This window comes from Winogradskyella thalassocola (assembly GCF_900099995.1).
Classification (GTDB): domain Bacteria; phylum Bacteroidota; class Bacteroidia; order Flavobacteriales; family Flavobacteriaceae; genus Winogradskyella; species Winogradskyella thalassocola.
Window position 1 is genome coordinate 123,433 of record NZ_FNCZ01000007.1, and the last position, 14,705, is coordinate 138,137.

At 34.6% G+C, this 14,705-nt stretch carries 25 protein-coding genes; 24 read left to right on the plus strand and 1 reads right to left on the minus strand.

The features are described 5' to 3' along the window. Nucleotides 1–441: 441 nt before the first annotated feature. Nucleotides 442–2,091 carry a POTRA domain-containing protein gene (locus BLT80_RS15125; RefSeq protein WP_245710279.1) on the minus strand — a complete coding sequence of 550 codons (1,650 nt, stop codon included), beginning with the start codon at nucleotides 2,089–2,091 and terminating at the stop codon, nucleotides 442–444. 216 nt (nucleotides 2,092–2,307) lie between these two features. On the opposite strand from BLT80_RS15125, the gene rpsL reads away from it, so the two are divergent. From rpsL to rplO, 24 genes are all read left to right on the plus strand, one after another. Further along, nucleotides 2,308–2,682, plus strand: coding sequence for a 30S ribosomal protein S12 (rpsL, locus tag BLT80_RS15130; RefSeq protein WP_019386263.1), 375 nt, complete (start codon nucleotides 2,308–2,310; stop codon nucleotides 2,680–2,682). Between the two features lie 96 nt (nucleotides 2,683–2,778). Further along, nucleotides 2,779–3,255, plus strand: a complete 477-nt coding sequence (rpsG, locus tag BLT80_RS15135) for a 30S ribosomal protein S7 (RefSeq protein ID WP_092469484.1) — start codon at nucleotides 2,779–2,781, stop codon at nucleotides 3,253–3,255. Nucleotides 3,256–3,258: 3 nt separating this feature from the next. Beyond that, nucleotides 3,259–5,385, plus strand: a complete 2,127-nt coding sequence (fusA, locus tag BLT80_RS15140) for an elongation factor G (protein WP_092469486.1) — start codon at nucleotides 3,259–3,261, stop codon at nucleotides 5,383–5,385. An 11-nt stretch (nucleotides 5,386–5,396) separates the two neighbouring features. After that, nucleotides 5,397–5,702, plus strand: a complete 306-nt coding sequence (gene rpsJ, locus BLT80_RS15145) for a 30S ribosomal protein S10 (protein WP_007650482.1) — start codon at nucleotides 5,397–5,399, stop codon at nucleotides 5,700–5,702. Nucleotides 5,703–5,878: 176 nt separating this feature from the next. Then, entirely contained in the window at nucleotides 5,879–6,496 is a 618-nt protein-coding gene (rplC, locus tag BLT80_RS15150) for a 50S ribosomal protein L3 (protein WP_092469488.1), read from the plus strand. Then, nucleotides 6,496–7,125 carry a 50S ribosomal protein L4 gene (gene rplD / locus BLT80_RS15155; RefSeq protein WP_092469490.1) on the plus strand — a complete coding sequence of 210 codons (630 nt, stop codon included), beginning with the start codon at nucleotides 6,496–6,498 and terminating at the stop codon, nucleotides 7,123–7,125. The genes rplC and rplD overlap by 1 nt, the downstream gene beginning before the upstream one ends. 5 nt (nucleotides 7,126–7,130) lie before the next feature. Beyond that, nucleotides 7,131–7,421, plus strand: coding sequence for a 50S ribosomal protein L23 (gene rplW / locus BLT80_RS15160; RefSeq protein ID WP_092469492.1), 291 nt, complete (start codon nucleotides 7,131–7,133; stop codon nucleotides 7,419–7,421). Between the two features lie 12 nt (nucleotides 7,422–7,433). Further along, nucleotides 7,434–8,261: a 50S ribosomal protein L2 gene (gene rplB / locus BLT80_RS15165; RefSeq protein ID WP_092469494.1), complete on the plus strand. Its 828-nt coding sequence runs from the start codon at nucleotides 7,434–7,436 to the stop codon at nucleotides 8,259–8,261. Nucleotides 8,262–8,271: 10 nt separating this feature from the next. Beyond that, nucleotides 8,272–8,550: a 30S ribosomal protein S19 gene (gene rpsS, locus BLT80_RS15170; RefSeq protein ID WP_020897652.1), complete on the plus strand. Its 279-nt coding sequence runs from the start codon at nucleotides 8,272–8,274 to the stop codon at nucleotides 8,548–8,550. A gap of 5 nt (nucleotides 8,551–8,555) precedes the next feature. After that, nucleotides 8,556–8,963, plus strand: a complete 408-nt coding sequence (gene rplV / locus BLT80_RS15175) for a 50S ribosomal protein L22 (protein WP_092446804.1) — start codon at nucleotides 8,556–8,558, stop codon at nucleotides 8,961–8,963. 9 nt (nucleotides 8,964–8,972) lie between these two features. Next, a complete protein-coding gene (gene rpsC / locus BLT80_RS15180; RefSeq protein ID WP_092469496.1) occupies nucleotides 8,973–9,692 on the plus strand; it encodes a 30S ribosomal protein S3 in 720 nt (239 codons plus the stop codon). A 20-nt stretch (nucleotides 9,693–9,712) separates the two neighbouring features. After that, on the plus strand, nucleotides 9,713–10,132 hold the full coding sequence (rplP, locus tag BLT80_RS15185; protein WP_092469498.1) for a 50S ribosomal protein L16: 420 nt from the start codon (nucleotides 9,713–9,715) through the stop codon (nucleotides 10,130–10,132). A gap of 12 nt (nucleotides 10,133–10,144) precedes the next feature. Then, nucleotides 10,145–10,336, plus strand: a complete 192-nt coding sequence (gene rpmC / locus BLT80_RS15190) for a 50S ribosomal protein L29 (protein ID WP_092469499.1) — start codon at nucleotides 10,145–10,147, stop codon at nucleotides 10,334–10,336. A 17-nt stretch (nucleotides 10,337–10,353) separates the two neighbouring features. Then, nucleotides 10,354–10,611 carry a 30S ribosomal protein S17 gene (rpsQ, locus tag BLT80_RS15195; RefSeq protein ID WP_092469501.1) on the plus strand — a complete coding sequence of 86 codons (258 nt, stop codon included), beginning with the start codon at nucleotides 10,354–10,356 and terminating at the stop codon, nucleotides 10,609–10,611. A gap of 2 nt (nucleotides 10,612–10,613) precedes the next feature. After that, a complete protein-coding gene (rplN, locus tag BLT80_RS15200) occupies nucleotides 10,614–10,982 on the plus strand; it encodes a 50S ribosomal protein L14 (protein WP_092469503.1) in 369 nt (122 codons plus the stop codon). Between the two features lie 12 nt (nucleotides 10,983–10,994). Next, a complete protein-coding gene (gene rplX / locus BLT80_RS15205; protein WP_092469505.1) occupies nucleotides 10,995–11,306 on the plus strand; it encodes a 50S ribosomal protein L24 in 312 nt (103 codons plus the stop codon). A gap of 2 nt (nucleotides 11,307–11,308) precedes the next feature. Then, nucleotides 11,309–11,860: a 50S ribosomal protein L5 gene (gene rplE / locus BLT80_RS15210; RefSeq protein ID WP_092469507.1), complete on the plus strand. Its 552-nt coding sequence runs from the start codon at nucleotides 11,309–11,311 to the stop codon at nucleotides 11,858–11,860. Between the two features lie 3 nt (nucleotides 11,861–11,863). Further along, nucleotides 11,864–12,133 (plus strand): 30S ribosomal protein S14, encoded by a 270-nt coding sequence (gene rpsN / locus BLT80_RS15215; RefSeq protein WP_020897643.1) that lies wholly within the window; start codon nucleotides 11,864–11,866, stop codon nucleotides 12,131–12,133. A 62-nt stretch (nucleotides 12,134–12,195) separates the two neighbouring features. Then, a complete protein-coding gene (gene rpsH / locus BLT80_RS15220) occupies nucleotides 12,196–12,594 on the plus strand; it encodes a 30S ribosomal protein S8 (protein ID WP_092469509.1) in 399 nt (132 codons plus the stop codon). A gap of 12 nt (nucleotides 12,595–12,606) precedes the next feature. Beyond that, a complete protein-coding gene (gene rplF / locus BLT80_RS15225) occupies nucleotides 12,607–13,149 on the plus strand; it encodes a 50S ribosomal protein L6 (protein ID WP_092469511.1) in 543 nt (180 codons plus the stop codon). A 10-nt stretch (nucleotides 13,150–13,159) separates the two neighbouring features. Beyond that, nucleotides 13,160–13,516, plus strand: a complete 357-nt coding sequence (rplR, locus tag BLT80_RS15230) for a 50S ribosomal protein L18 (RefSeq protein ID WP_092469513.1) — start codon at nucleotides 13,160–13,162, stop codon at nucleotides 13,514–13,516. Between the two features lie 6 nt (nucleotides 13,517–13,522). Further along, on the plus strand, nucleotides 13,523–14,047 hold the full coding sequence (gene rpsE / locus BLT80_RS15235) for a 30S ribosomal protein S5 (protein WP_092469515.1): 525 nt from the start codon (nucleotides 13,523–13,525) through the stop codon (nucleotides 14,045–14,047). A gap of 10 nt (nucleotides 14,048–14,057) precedes the next feature. Continuing rightward, nucleotides 14,058–14,237: a 50S ribosomal protein L30 gene (rpmD, locus tag BLT80_RS15240; RefSeq protein WP_092469517.1), complete on the plus strand. Its 180-nt coding sequence runs from the start codon at nucleotides 14,058–14,060 to the stop codon at nucleotides 14,235–14,237. Nucleotides 14,238–14,252: 15 nt separating this feature from the next. Beyond that, entirely contained in the window at nucleotides 14,253–14,705 is a 453-nt protein-coding gene (gene rplO, locus BLT80_RS15245; protein ID WP_092469519.1) for a 50S ribosomal protein L15, read from the plus strand.

Here is a 14,705-nt window from a genome sequence, read left to right on the forward strand (position 1 = left end):
ACTGTTTTCTAGAAAGTTATGCAAATGGGAATACTGCTATATTGTTAACTATAATATGCTATTTGTATTAGTCATTGATTATAGAAATATAACTTCTGATTTTAAATGGGTATTTTTTATTTAAAAATAGAGGAGTTTTTGGATTTGGGATTGGTGCATATAAGTAAAATCCTAAATGTGTCTGTATAGTTTCTTTGAAAACGTAAATACACTGTATTCCTTAGATGAAAATCACTAATTAATTCATAACAAGTATTAGAACGATAAGTTTCTGTAGCTACTTTAAATAATGTAAAGCTGTCATAAACTATGTCTTGGTATTGTCTTTGTGCGGACAGTGTTTAGTTTCTGATTAAAGTTTATAATGCATGTAGCAATTTATTAACCGTAATAATTAATTTTTTATGGGCCTAACAAGCCTACTGTATAAAACTGTAATACTTAAAAAGTAGCTGTTAAACTAAGATGAACTTTTGAATCTGATAATTTAAATTGTCGATTTTCTGTTTTTCCGCTAGAGTAATTTAAACGGAAAAGGCCGGCATTGGTAAGTAGGCCGAGTCCAAAACCAAAACCGAAGAGTTTTTCTTTATTATCTGTAAGTTTATTTTCAAAATAAGCCGCATCTAAAACGGAATGGATATATATAGTAGAGCTTAAGCGGTAGCGATATTCTGTGCTCAGCACTCCGTATAAATTAGCAACTAAACTGTTTTCTTCAAATCCGCGGATAGAATTGATACCTCCAAAACGAAACAACTCATTATCTAAATAATTATCAGAAGTGAGTGTAGCACCATTTAATCGTGTGTAAATGCTGTTCATATTATTAAGGTTGAAAATTTTATAGGTATCTAAAGTAAATACATTTTGCTTTTGTTTACCAATGTTATTGGTTCTGCTGCCAAAACCAGAAGAAAAATCAAACCAAAAATTCACTGGGAATAATGGGTCGTAAAACTGTGGTTTAGTATAATTATAATGAAGTGTATAGTAGCTCGATTTGTAATCGTTTAATATGTCAGTATCATTTTCTAATAAGTTGGTGGATGTGGTTGAGGTAATCCCAACACCAACTTTATGTTGTGCATTAACTTGATAATTAATCTTAGCATATTGCTTCGCATTCAAAAATGTAGAATCTTTTTTAAAAAGATTTAAACCAAATTGTAATCCAATAGGGGAGCTAAATAGATACGGTAAATCAGCGTCGACTTTAAACGTTTGTTGATCTATTTCGTCACTTTTATAAAACAGATTTAAGGTTTCACCATAATTAAGATTGTTTATTAAGCGTAAATCTAAATAGCCATCAAATTCAATTTTATTAGTGTTTTCGTTAGTGCCAAAACCTAAAAAACCATCAAAATTATTAGTTCTAGTTTTTTCTACATATAGATATAGTGAAGTTGAGTCTTGCGTAAATAATACTTCGGGGTCTTTTATCTTAGATGCAAAACGTAATTCGTTTAATAATTCTATTTTTTCTTTTATGGCATTTAGGTTGAAAGATTTTCCGGTTTTTAACTTCATAAAATGTTTTACGTAAGACTTCGGAAACTTCTCGTAACCTTTAATAATGATCTTATCGATGCGCCGTTTTTGATTAGAAACAACTTTTAAATCTGCCGACATTAATTCAGAATTCAATTTAGAGATATTAATAAGTTGTAATGTCGAAAACGGATCACCTTGCTCAGCTATTCTAGAGTTTAAGCTTTTTAGGTAGGTTTCTAATTCTGTTATATATAGTTCGAAGAAACTGTCATCCGAATTATAATTTATAGATTTCAGTAATTCAATATTAAAAGCTGAATCATAATAGATTTTTATTTTATCTATTCTTTTCCCTAATATAAGTTGTGCTTCAAAAAGCGTGTCATTTTGTTTGGTAAGCTTTTCAATATTGGTATCAATAAAACCTTGCTTGGTTAATTTTTCTTTTAATAGATTAGTTTCTGTTTGTAAGCCAATGTAATTAGTAAACGTTTTTGTGTAACCTATAGAATCAATAGTTTTGGTTGAAGTTTCATTTTCTCCAATAATTTTTAAATTAATAGATTGTGAAATGCCTTGATTTGAAAAAATCATAAGGAGAATAATGAAAATAATTCGGCTGTAAAACGGCATGTAAGCGATATAAAAGATGTCTTATAGTAACGTAAAAATAAGTGATATTATATAGTGATGAAATTAAACTTTATAATTCTTTTAAAAATTAATTCTCAAGTATTTGAATTATAGATATAAATTAGTACATTTGCACCCCTCAAAAGTGAGGATTAATAAATTTTTATATAGAAATATATGCCAACAATTTCACAATTAGTACGAAAAGGAAGAGCCAAAATAACCAAGAAGAGTAAATCGGCTGCTTTAGATTCGTGTCCTCAAAGACGTGGTGTATGTACTCGTGTTTATACAACGACACCTAAAAAACCTAACTCAGCAATGCGTAAGGTAGCAAGGGTTCGTTTAACAAACGGAAACGAAGTAAATGCATACATTGGTGGAGAAGGTCACAATTTACAAGAGCACTCGATAGTATTGGTTAGAGGTGGAAGGGTAAAAGATTTGCCAGGAGTTAGATATCACATCGTTCGTGGTGCTTTAGATACAGCAGGTGTATCAGGAAGAACACAACGTAGATCTAAGTATGGTGCAAAACGCCCTAAGAAGTAAAAACAAGTTGAGAGTTGTGAATTAGGAGTTGTGAGTGTGTAATATACAAGCAATTAATAGTAAGCAACTATAGACTAAAAAACTCAAAAAGAAGACATGAGAAAAAGAGCAGCAAAAAAGAGACCGCTTTTACCAGATCCAAGATTTAACGATCAGTTAGTGACACGTTTTGTTAACATGATGATGTGGGATGGTAAGAAGTCTATCGCTTTTAAAGTATTCTATGATGCAATTGATATTGTTGAAGAGAAAAAAAATGATGACGAAAAAACAGCTTTAGAAGTTTGGAAAGAAGCTTTATCTAACGTAATGCCTCACGTAGAAGTACGTAGTCGTCGTGTTGGTGGTGCTACATTCCAGATTCCAATGCAGATTCGTCCAGATCGTAAGGTTTCGACTGCGATGAAATGGTTAATTAGCTTTTCACGTAAAAGAAACGAAAAATCTATGGCGCAACGTTTAGCGGCAGAAGTTTTAGCAGCAGCTAAAGAAGAAGGGGCGGCAGTTAAGAAAAGAACTGATACGCATAAGATGGCAGAAGCAAATAAAGCATTCTCACACTTTAGATTTTAAGAAATGGCAAGAGATTTAAAACTTACAAGAAATATAGGGATTGCTGCTCACATTGATGCTGGTAAAACAACAACAACAGAGCGTATCCTTTTTTATACGGGAGTTTCACACAAAATTGGTGAAGTACATGATGGTGCTTCTACAATGGACTGGATGGAGCAAGAAGCAGAAAGAGGTATTACAATTACGTCTGCTGCAACAACTTGTGATTGGACATTCCCAAAAGAAAATGGTGAACCAACAGCAGAAGCTCAAGATTACCATTTTAATATTATTGATACACCTGGTCACGTAGATTTTACGGTAGAAGTTAACCGTTCGTTACGTGTATTAGATGGTTTAGTATTCTTATTTAGTGCAGTTGATGGTGTTGAGCCACAATCTGAAACTAACTGGAGACTAGCCGATAACTATAAAGTGCCAAGAATCGGTTTCGTTAATAAAATGGACCGTCAAGGCTCAGACTTTTTAGGAGTTTGTCAGCAGGTAAAAGACATGTTGAAGTCTAACGCAGTGCCAATTGTTTTAAACATTGGTGATGAAGATGATTTTAAAGGTATTGTTGACTTAGTTAAAAACAGAGCTATTGTATGGCATGATGATAACTTCGGATCTACATTTGATGTAGTGCCAATTCCTGATTCAATGAAAGATGAAGTACGTAAGTATCGTGCTTTATTAATTGAAGAAGTTGCAGGTTATGATGAGAACTTATTAGAGAAATTCATGGAAGATGAAGATTCTATAACAGAAGACGAGGTGCACACTGCGCTTAGAGCTGCTGTAATGGATATGGCTATTATTCCTATGGTTTGTGGTTCTTCATTTAAAAATAAGGGTGTTCAGTTCTTATTAGATGCTGTTTGTCGTTACTTACCTTCTCCAATGGATAAGGAAGGTGTTATAGGTGTTAACCCTGATACTGATAAGGAAGAAAGACGTAAGCCTAGTGTAAATGAACCATTTGCAGCTTTAGCATTTAAAATTGCTACAGATCCTTTTGTTGGTCGTTTAGCATTTTTTAGAGCATATTCTGGTCGTTTAGATGCAGGTTCTTATGTTTTAAATAACCGTTCAGGTAAAAAAGAACGTATTTCTCGTATCTATCAAATGCACGCTAATAAGCAAAATGCAATTGATTATATAGAAGCTGGAGATATTGGCGCTGCTGTTGGATTTAAATCTATTAAGACAGGAGATACACTTTCTGATGAAAAACATCCTATTGTTTTAGAATCAATGGACTTTCCAGATCCGGTAATCGGTATCGCAGTAGAGCCTAAGACTAAAGCAGATGTTGATAAATTAGGTATGGGATTAGCTAAATTAGCTGAAGAAGATCCTACATTTACAGTTAGAACTGACGAAGCTTCAGGACAGACAATTATTTCTGGAATGGGTGAGCTACACTTAGATATTATTGTAGATCGTTTAAAGAGAGAATTTAAAGTTGAGGTTAACCAAGGTCAACCACAAGTTGAATATAAAGAAGCTATTACACAATCTGCTGATCATAGAGAGGTTTATAAGAAACAATCTGGTGGTCGTGGTAAATTTGCTGATATCGTATTTACGATTGAACCAGCAGATGAAGGTGTTGTAGGTCTTCAATTTGAATCTGTAATTAAAGGTGGTAACGTTCCTAAGGAATTTATACCTTCAATTGAAAAAGGATTTAAAATGGCAATGCAAAATGGACCATTAGCTGGTTTTGAAGTAGACGCTATGAAAGTGACATTGAGAGATGGATCTTATCATGATGTCGATTCTGATCAGTTATCATTCGAATTAGCAGCAAAATTAGGATTTAAAAATTCTGCAAGAGCAGCTAAAGCGGTTATAATGGAACCAATCATGAAACTTGAGGTGATTACACCAGAAGAAAACATGGGTGATATTGTAGGTGACTTAAATAGAAGAAGAGGACAAATGAGTAGTATGGGAGATAGAGCAGGTGCAAAAACTGTAAAAGCTACTGTACCATTATCAGAAATGTTTGGTTATGTAACTACATTAAGAACATTGTCTTCGGGTAGAGCTACATCAACAATGGAATTTTCACATTATGCTGAAACTCCTTCTAATGTATCAGAAGAAGTAATTAAAGCAGCTAAAGGACTTGAATCGTAAATCTTAATAAAATGAGTCAAAAAATCAGAATAAAATTAAAATCTTACGATCACAATTTAGTGGACAAGTCTGCTGATAAGATTGTAAAAACAGTAAAAAGTACAGGTGCAGTAGTAACAGGACCAATTCCATTACCAACACACAAAAAGATTTTCACTGTATTACGTTCACCACACGTAAATAAGAAGTCTAGAGAACAATTTCAATTAAGCTCTTACAAGCGTTTATTAGATATTTACTCTTCATCTTCTAAAACAATTGACGCTTTAATGAAACTTGAATTACCAAGTGGAGTAGAAGTTGAGATCAAAGTGTAATTACACAATAACATGTCCTAAGCTGCGAGCGAAGGAAAAACGGTAAAAATACAATTCAAGGCTGAAACGTATTTTCGGCCTTGTATTTTATATACGTATGGACAATTTGCGAGTTGTCCCAAAAAAACAAACAAAAAATGGCAAGTCGCGAATTGTCATAATAAAAACTAAAAATTATGTCTGGGTTAATTGGAAAAAAAATCGGTATGACCAGCATTTTCGATGAAAATGGGAAGAACATTCCTTGTACAGTAATCGAAGCTGGACCATGTATCGTTACCCAAGTCAGAACTGAAGAAGTGGATGGTTATTCAGCCCTTCAATTAGGTTTCGATGACGCGACAGAAAAAAGCGCTACTAAAGCTGACTTAGGTCATGCTAAAAAAGCGGGTACTTCTGTAAAACGCAAAGTTGTTGAATTCAAAGGTTTTGATTCGGAGTACAAATTAGGTGATGCAATCACTGTTGATCAATTTATTGAAGGGGAATTTGTGGATATCGCAGGTACTTCTAAAGGTAAAGGTTTTCAAGGTGTAGTTAAACGTCACGGATTTGGTGGTGTAGGTCAAGCAACGCATGGTCAACATAACCGTTTAAGAGCTCCAGGTTCTATTGGTGCGGCTTCTTATCCTGCGAGAGTATTCAAAGGAATGAAGATGGCAGGAAGAATGGGTGGTGACACAGTTAAAGTTCAAAATTTAAGAGTTTACAAAGTAGTTCCAGAAAAGAACTTGCTAGTGGTAAAAGGATGTGTTCCTGGTCACAAGAATTCTTATGTAATCATTGAGAAATAATGAAGATAGCAGTTTTAGATATAAACGGAAAAGATACGGGTAGAAAAGCAGAGCTTTCTAAAGACGTATTCGCTATAGAGCCTAATAATCACGCTGTCTATTTAGATGTTAAGCAATACTTAGCAAATCAAAGACAGGGAACGCATAAGGCAAAAGAAAGAGCAGATATCTCTGGTAGTACACGTAAGATTAAGAAACAGAAAGGTACTGGTACTGCGAGAGCAGGTAGTATTAAGTCTGGTGTATTTAGAGGTGGTGGTCGTATGTTTGGTCCTAGACCAAGAAATTACGGTTTTAAATTAAATAAAAACGTAAAACGATTAGCACGTAAATCGGCATTAAGTATTAAAGCAACTGATAAGTCAATTTTAGTATTGGAAGATTTCAATTTTGAAGCTCCAAAGACTAAAAATTTCCTTAATGTTTTAAAGGCTTTAGAGGTTGAAAACAAAAAATCTCTTATTGTGTTGGGTGGTACAAATAATAATGTATATTTGTCCTCACGCAATTTTAAAGGTTCTGAAGTAATAACTGCCTCAGAGTTAAGTACTTATAAAATTATGAATGCTAATAAAGTAATTCTAATTGAAAGTGCATTAGAAGGAATTGAATCGAATTTAAGTAAATAGAACAGATGAGTATCTTAAGAAAACCTATAATCACAGAAAAGGCGACCATGCAAAGTGAGTCGTTAAATGCTTTTGCATTTGAAGTGAATCCAAAGGCGAACAAGGTAGAAATCAAAAAAGCGGTGGAAGCTGCTTATGGAGTTTCTGTTGAAAAAGTTCGTACAATAAATGTCCGTCCAGATCGTAAGACCAAGTTTACAAAAACTGGTGTTCAACATGGTAAAACAAATGCTATTAAAAAAGCAATTGTACAACTGGCGGAAGGTGAAACAATAGATTTATACACTAACATGTAATTTTAGACATTAATGTCAGTAAGAAAATTAAAACCGATCACATCAGGTCAGCGATTTAGAGTAGTAAATGGATTCGATGCCATTACTACTGATAAGCCGGAGAAAAGCTTGCTTGCTCCGAAAAAGAGATCTGGTGGTAGAAACAATCGAGGAAAAATGACGATACGCCAAGTAGGTGGAGGTCATAAGAAAAGGTATCGTATTATCGATTTCAAACGTAACAAAGCTGGTGTTCCTGGTGAAGTTAAGTCAATCGAATATGATCCAAACAGAACAGCATTTATTGCGCTATTAAACTACCAAGATGGTGAGAAACGTTATGTTATCGCTCAGAATGGTTTGCAAGTAGGGCAAAATATAGTGTCTGGTGAAACAGGTATCGCTCCAGAAATTGGAAACGCAATGCCTTTAAGTGAAATACCATTAGGAACAATTATTTCTTGTATTGAGTTACGTCCTGGTCAAGGTGCTGTAATGGCGCGTAGTGCTGGTGCTTTTGCTCAGTTAATGGCAAGAGGTGATAAATTTGCTACAGTAAAATTACCGTCTGGTGAAACTAGAATGATTCTAGTAACATGTATGGCTACAATTGGAGCGATTTCAAATTCAGATCATCAATTATTAGTATCTGGTAAAGCAGGTAGAAGTAGATGGTTAGGAAGACGTCCAAGAGTAAGACCAGTAGTGATGAACCCAGTCGATCACCCAATGGGTGGTGGTGAAGGTAAATCTTCAGGTGGTCATCCAAGAAATAGAAACGGTGTTCCTGCTAAAGGATTTAGAACACGTTCTAAGACAAAGGCGAGTAATAAGTATATTGTAGAACGTAGAAAGAAATAATTAAGATAGTATGGCACGTTCATTAAAAAAAGGACCTTATATCCACTATAAATTAGATAAGAAAGTTGCAGAAAATGTAGCTTCAAACAAAAAGACGGTGATCAAAACTTGGTCTAGGGCTTCAATGATTTCTCCGGATTTCGTTGGACAAACTATAGCAGTTCACAATGGTCGTCAATTTGTTCCAGTATTTGTTACTGAAAATATGGTAGGTCATAAATTAGGAGAATTTTCACCAACAAGATCTTTTAGAGGTCATGCAGGTGCTAAGAATAAAGGTAAAAAATAAGAATCATGGGAAGTCGTAAAAAACAAATGGCGGAAGCTATTAAAGCCGAGAAAAAGCAGGTTGCTTTTGCAAAGCTAAATAACTGTCCTACATCTCCAAGAAAAATGCGTTTAGTAGCGGATTTGGTTAGAGGTGAGAAGGCAGAGAAAGCTCTTCAGATTCTTAGATTTAGTCAAAAGGAAGCGTCTCGTCGTTTAGAAAAACTTGTAATGTCTGCAATTGCAAACTGGCAAGCTAAGAACGAAGATGCTGATGTAGAAGAGGCTAAATTGTTTATCAAGGAAATTAGAGTAGATGGTGGTTCTATGTTAAAGAGATTGCGTCCAGCACCTCAAGGTAGAGCACACAGAATTAGAAAAAGATCTAATCACGTAACTGTGGTTGTAGATGCAATCAATAAAACACAAAGCTAAGATAGAGATATGGGACAAAAGACAAATCCAATCGGAAATCGCTTAGGAATTATCAGAGGATGGGAATCTAACTGGTACGGAGGAAACGATTATGGTGATAAACTTGCCGAAGACGATAAGATTAGAAAGTATATTCATGCTCGTCTATCTAAAGCTAGTGTAAGTAGAGTAATTATTGAGCGTACGCTTAAACTTGTAACCGTTACTATAACTACTGCTAGACCTGGTATTATTATCGGAAAAGGTGGCCAAGAAGTAGATAAGTTAAAAGAAGAGCTTAAGAAAATTACTGGCAAAGAAGTTCAATTGAACATCTTTGAAATTAAGAGACCTGAACTAGATGCATTTTTAGTAGCAGCAAGTGTTGCTCGTCAAATTGAAAGCCGAATTTCATACAGACGTGCAATAAAAATGGCTATTGCCGCTGCCATCCGTATGAATGCTGAAGGAATTAAAATTCAGATTAGTGGTCGTTTAAATGGTGCTGAAATGGCACGATCAGAACACTATAAAGAAGGACGTATTCCTTTGTCTACTTTTAGAGCAGATATTGATTATGCTTTAGTAGAAGCACATACTACTTATGGTAGATTGGGCATCAAAGTTTGGATAATGAAAGGCGAAGTATATGGGAAAAGAGAGCTTTCTCCATTAGTCGGTTTATCTAAACAACAAAAAGGTAAAGGTGGACGTGGTGGAAACAAGAACCAATCTCGTCGTAGAAAGTAATTTTTTAAAGAAAAGACAAAATGTTACAGCCTAAAAGAACAAAATTTCGTAAGCAGCAAAAAGGACGTATGAAAGGAAATGCGGGAAGAGGTCATTTGTTATCAAATGGGACTTTCGGTATTAAATCATTAGACTCGTCGTTTATTACTGCACGCCAAATAGAAGCAGCGCGTATTGCCGCTACTCGATTTATGAAAAGAGAAGGATCGTTATGGATTAAAATTTTTCCAGACAAGCCTATTACAAAGAAACCTCTTGAAGTACGTATGGGTAAAGGTAAAGGTGCCGTTGAATATTGGGCAGCAGTTGTAAAACCAGGACGTATGTTATTTGAAATAAGTGGAGTGCCATTAGAAACAGCTCAAGAAGCGCTTCGATTAGCAGCTCAAAAACTTCCTGTAAAAACTAAGTTTATCATAGCTAGAGATTACGAAGCTTAATAGAAAGATATTATGAAGCAATCAGAAATTAAACAGCTTTCAATAGCTGAGTTACAAGAGAAACTTAGTGAATCTAAAAAGAGTTATACGGACCTAAAAATGGCTCATACTATTTCTCCTTTAGATAACCCAATTCAGTTACGAGTTGCGCGTCGCACAGTAGCTAGAGTGGCAACAGAATTAACTAAAAGAGACGTACAATAATCGTATTCTGCTGAAAGATGGAAAAAAGAAACTTAAGAAAAGAACGTATAGGGATCGTAACGAGTAACAAAATGGAGAAATCTATTGTAGTTGCTGAAGTTAAGAAGGTAAAACACCCTATGTATGGAAAATTCGTGTTAAAGACTAAGAAATATGTCGCACACGATGAGACAAACGACTGCAACGAAGGAGATACAGTAAAGATCATGGAAACACGACCTTTAAGTAAATCTAAATGTTGGAGATTAGTAGAAATAATTGAAAGAGCGAAGTAATTATGTTACAACAAGAATCAAGATTAAAAGTAGCTGATAACACTGGTGCAAAGGAGGTTTTAACTATCCGTGTATTAGGTGGAACTAAAAGAAGATATGCTTCTGTAGGGGATAAAATTGTGGTATCTGTTAAAGATGCAACACCTAACGGTAGCATTAAGAAGGGTGCTGTTTCTACAGCAGTTGTTGTACGTACAGCTAAAGAAGTAAGACGTCCAGACGGTTCTTACATTAGATTTGACGATAACGCTTGTGTACTTTTAAATCCTCAAGGGGAGATGAGAGGAACTCGTGTTTTTGGTCCTGTAGCAAGAGAACTTCGTGATAAACAATTCATGAAAATAGTATCATTAGCACCAGAAGTGCTTTAATTGATAAATAAAATGACAAAGCTTAAAATAAAATCAGGAGATACAGTAAAAGTTATTGCTGGTGATCACAAAGGATCAGAAGGTAAAGTGCTTAAAGTATTAATAGATAAGAACAAAGCCATCGTAGAAGGTGTGAACATGGTTAAGAAACATACTAAACCAAGTGCACAAAGCCCTCAAGGTGGAATTGTAGAGAAAGAAGCATCTATTCATATTTCAAACTTATCGTTGTTAACTTCAAAAGGAGAAACAACTAGAGTTGGTTATAAAATGGATGGAGATAATAAAGTGAGATTTTCTAAAAAATCTAATGAAGTAATTTAATTATGGCTTACGTTGCAAGATTAAAACAAGAGTATAAGGACAAAATTGTTTCTGCTCTTACGGAAGAATTTGGATATAAAAATGTAATGCAAGTACCTAAACTTACTAAGATAGTAATATCTAAAGGTGTTGGTGCTGCTGTTGCGGATAAGAAATTAATCGATCACGCAGTAGAAGAACTTACAAAAATATCTGGACAGAAAGCTATACACACAATGTCTAAGAAGGATGTTGCTTCTTTTAAGTTACGTAAAGGGATGCCAATTGGTGCCAAGGTAACTTTAAGAGGAGAACAAATGTATGAATTCTTAGATCGTTTGGTAACTTCAGCTTTACCACGTGTTAGAGATTTTAACGGTATTAAAGCTACAGGTTTTGATGGACGTGGAAATTATAACTTAGGTGTTACAGAACAAATTATATTCCCAGAAATAGATATTGATAAAGTCAATAAAATTTCAGGAATGGATATCACATTTGTGACTTCTGCTGAAACAGATAAGGAAGCGAAGTCTTTATTAACAGAACTAGGATTACCTTTTAAAAAGAATTAAATTATGGCTAAAGAATCAATGAAAGCCCGTGAGGTTAAGCGTTCTAAAACGGTAGCTAAATATGCAGAGAAACGTAAAGCTTTAAAAGAAGCTGGCGATTACGAAGCATTACAAAAGTTACCTAAAAATGCTTCACCTATACGTCAGCACAACCGTTGCAAACTTACAGGAAGACCTAAAGGTTATATGAGACAATTTGGTATCTCTCGTGTAATGTTTAGAGAAATGGCTAACCAAGGTTTAATCCCTGGAGTTAGAAAAGCAAGTTGGTAAAATTATAAATTGGTTTCAGGTTTGACAAAAGTGTCGAAAACCGCTACCGCAAATTAATACATATGAACACAGATCCAATAGCGGATTATTTAACGCGAGTTAGAAACGCAGTAAAGGCAAATCACAGAGTGGTTGAGATTCCTGCATCTAACTTAAAAAAAGAAATAACTAAGATTTTATTCGATCAAGGATTTATCTTAAGTTATAAATTTGATGATTCTTCAGTACAAGGTACTATCAAAATTGCTTTGAAGTACAGCAAAGACACTAAAGAGTCAGTTATCAAAAAAATTCAAAGAATCAGTAAACCAGGTTTACGTAAATATGCTTCTTCTAACGAAATGCCAAGAATCCTTAACGGATTAGGTATTGCAATTGTTTCTACGTCTCACGGAGTGATGACAGGAAAACAAGCGCAAAGAGAAAATGTTGGTGGTGAAGTTTTATGTTACGTATACTAAAAACAGGAAATTATGTCAAGAATAGGTAAAAACCCAATAACAGTTCCTGAAGGTGTAACAGTTGAGATTAAAGACAACATGATTACCGCTAAAGGTAAACTTGGAGAATTAACTCAAGAGTATTCAGAGATTGAAATTACATTAGAAGACGGAACTATTACTTTAGAGCGTGCTTCTGATAAGAAAGATTTAAGAGCAAAACATGGTCTTTATAGAGCATTAATTGCTAATATGATAGAAGGTGTATCAAAAGGCTGGACCAAAGAACTAGAATTAGTTGGAGTAGGTTACAGAGCATCAAATCAAGGACAAAAATTAGATTTAGCCGTAGGATTTTCTCATAATATTGTTTTGGACGTCGCTCCAGAAGTAGCAGTAGAGACAATCTCAGAAAAAGGTAAAAATCCAAGAGTAAAATTAACGTCTTTTGACAAACAATTAGTTGGCCAAGTTGCTGCAAAGATCCGTGGTTTTAGAAGACCAGAACCTTACAAAGGAAAAGGTATCAAGTTTGTTGGTGAAGAAATTAGAAGAAAAGCAGGTAAATCAGCTTAATAATTAAGTTATGGCATTGACAAAGAACGAAAGAAGAATAAGAATAAAAAGCAGAATCCGTAAGGTAGTATCTGGTACTGGAACAAGACCAAGATTAGCTGTTTTTAGAAGTAATAAAGAAATTTATGCTCAGATCGTAGATGATGTAACTGGTAAAACTTTAGCTGCTGCATCTTCAAGAGATAAGGACATTGTAAAGTCTAAAGGAAACAAAACAGAAGTTGCTGCATTAGTCGGTAAGTCTGTTGGCGAAAAAGCTAAGAAGGCTGGTGTTGAAACTATTTCTTTTGATAGAGGTGGTTACTTATATCATGGAAGAGTAAAATCATTAGCAGAAGGTGCTAGAGAAGCAGGACTTAAATTTTAAGACATTATGTATCAAAAATATAAAAACGCAGAGCTTGTTAAACCAAGCGGATTAGAATTAAAAGATCGCTTAGTTGGCGTTCAGCGTGTAACTAAAGTAACAAAAGGTGGTAGAGCATTTGGTTTTTCTGCAATTGTTGTTGTAGGTGACGAAACAAATGTTGTAGGACAAGGTTTAGGTAAATCTAAAGATGTAGCTACTGCAATTGCAAAAGCTATAGAAGATGCTAAGAAAAACTTAGTAAGAATTCCTATTCTTAAGGGTACAATTCCACATGAACAAAAAGGTAAGTATGGTGGTGCTAGAGTTAACATCATCCCAGCTGCACCTGGTACAGGAGTTATTGCAGGTGGTGCGGTAAGAGTTGTTCTTGAAGCAGTAGGTATACACGATGTATTATCTAAGTCTCAAGGATCTTCTAACCCTCATAACGTAGTAAAAGCAACTTTTGATGCTTTATTACAATTGAGAGATGCTAAATCTGTAGCTAAGGAACGTGGAATTTCACTTGAAAAAGTATTTAACGGATAATCAGGACAAGATGGCAAAGATTAAAGTAACTAAAGTAAAAAGTGCAATCAATCGTACTAAAAGACAAAAGCTAACATTAGAAGCTTTAGGTTTAAATAAGATTGGACAAGTAAAAGAGCACGAAGCTACATCAAGTATTCTTGGTATGGTTAGAAAAGTTGAACACTTAGTTTCTGTTGAAGAAGCTTAATAATATAACTTAAAAATGGATTTAAGTAATTTAAAACCTGCAGAAGGTTCAGTAAAAAATCAAGGAAAGCGTATTGGACGTGGACAAGGTTCTGGTAAAGGTGGTACTGCAACTCGTGGTCACAAAGGAGCAAAGTCTCGTTCAGGTTATTCTAAGAAATTAGGATTCGAAGGTGGTCAAATGCCATTACAAAGACGTGTTCCTAAATTTGGATTTACAAATATTAACAGAATAGAGTATCAAGGAGTTAACTTAGATACATTACAGAAGTTAGTAGATGAAAAAGTAATTAAGGATAGTGTTGATTTTGAAACTTTATTAACTCTAGGATTAGCTGGTAAAAACGAGCGTGTAAAAATCTTAGGTAGAGGTGAGTTAAAAACAAAATTAACAGTAACTGCTCATAAATTTACTGCTACGGCAAAAGCTGCTATTGAAGCTGCTGGTGGTGAAGCTGTAACTTTATAG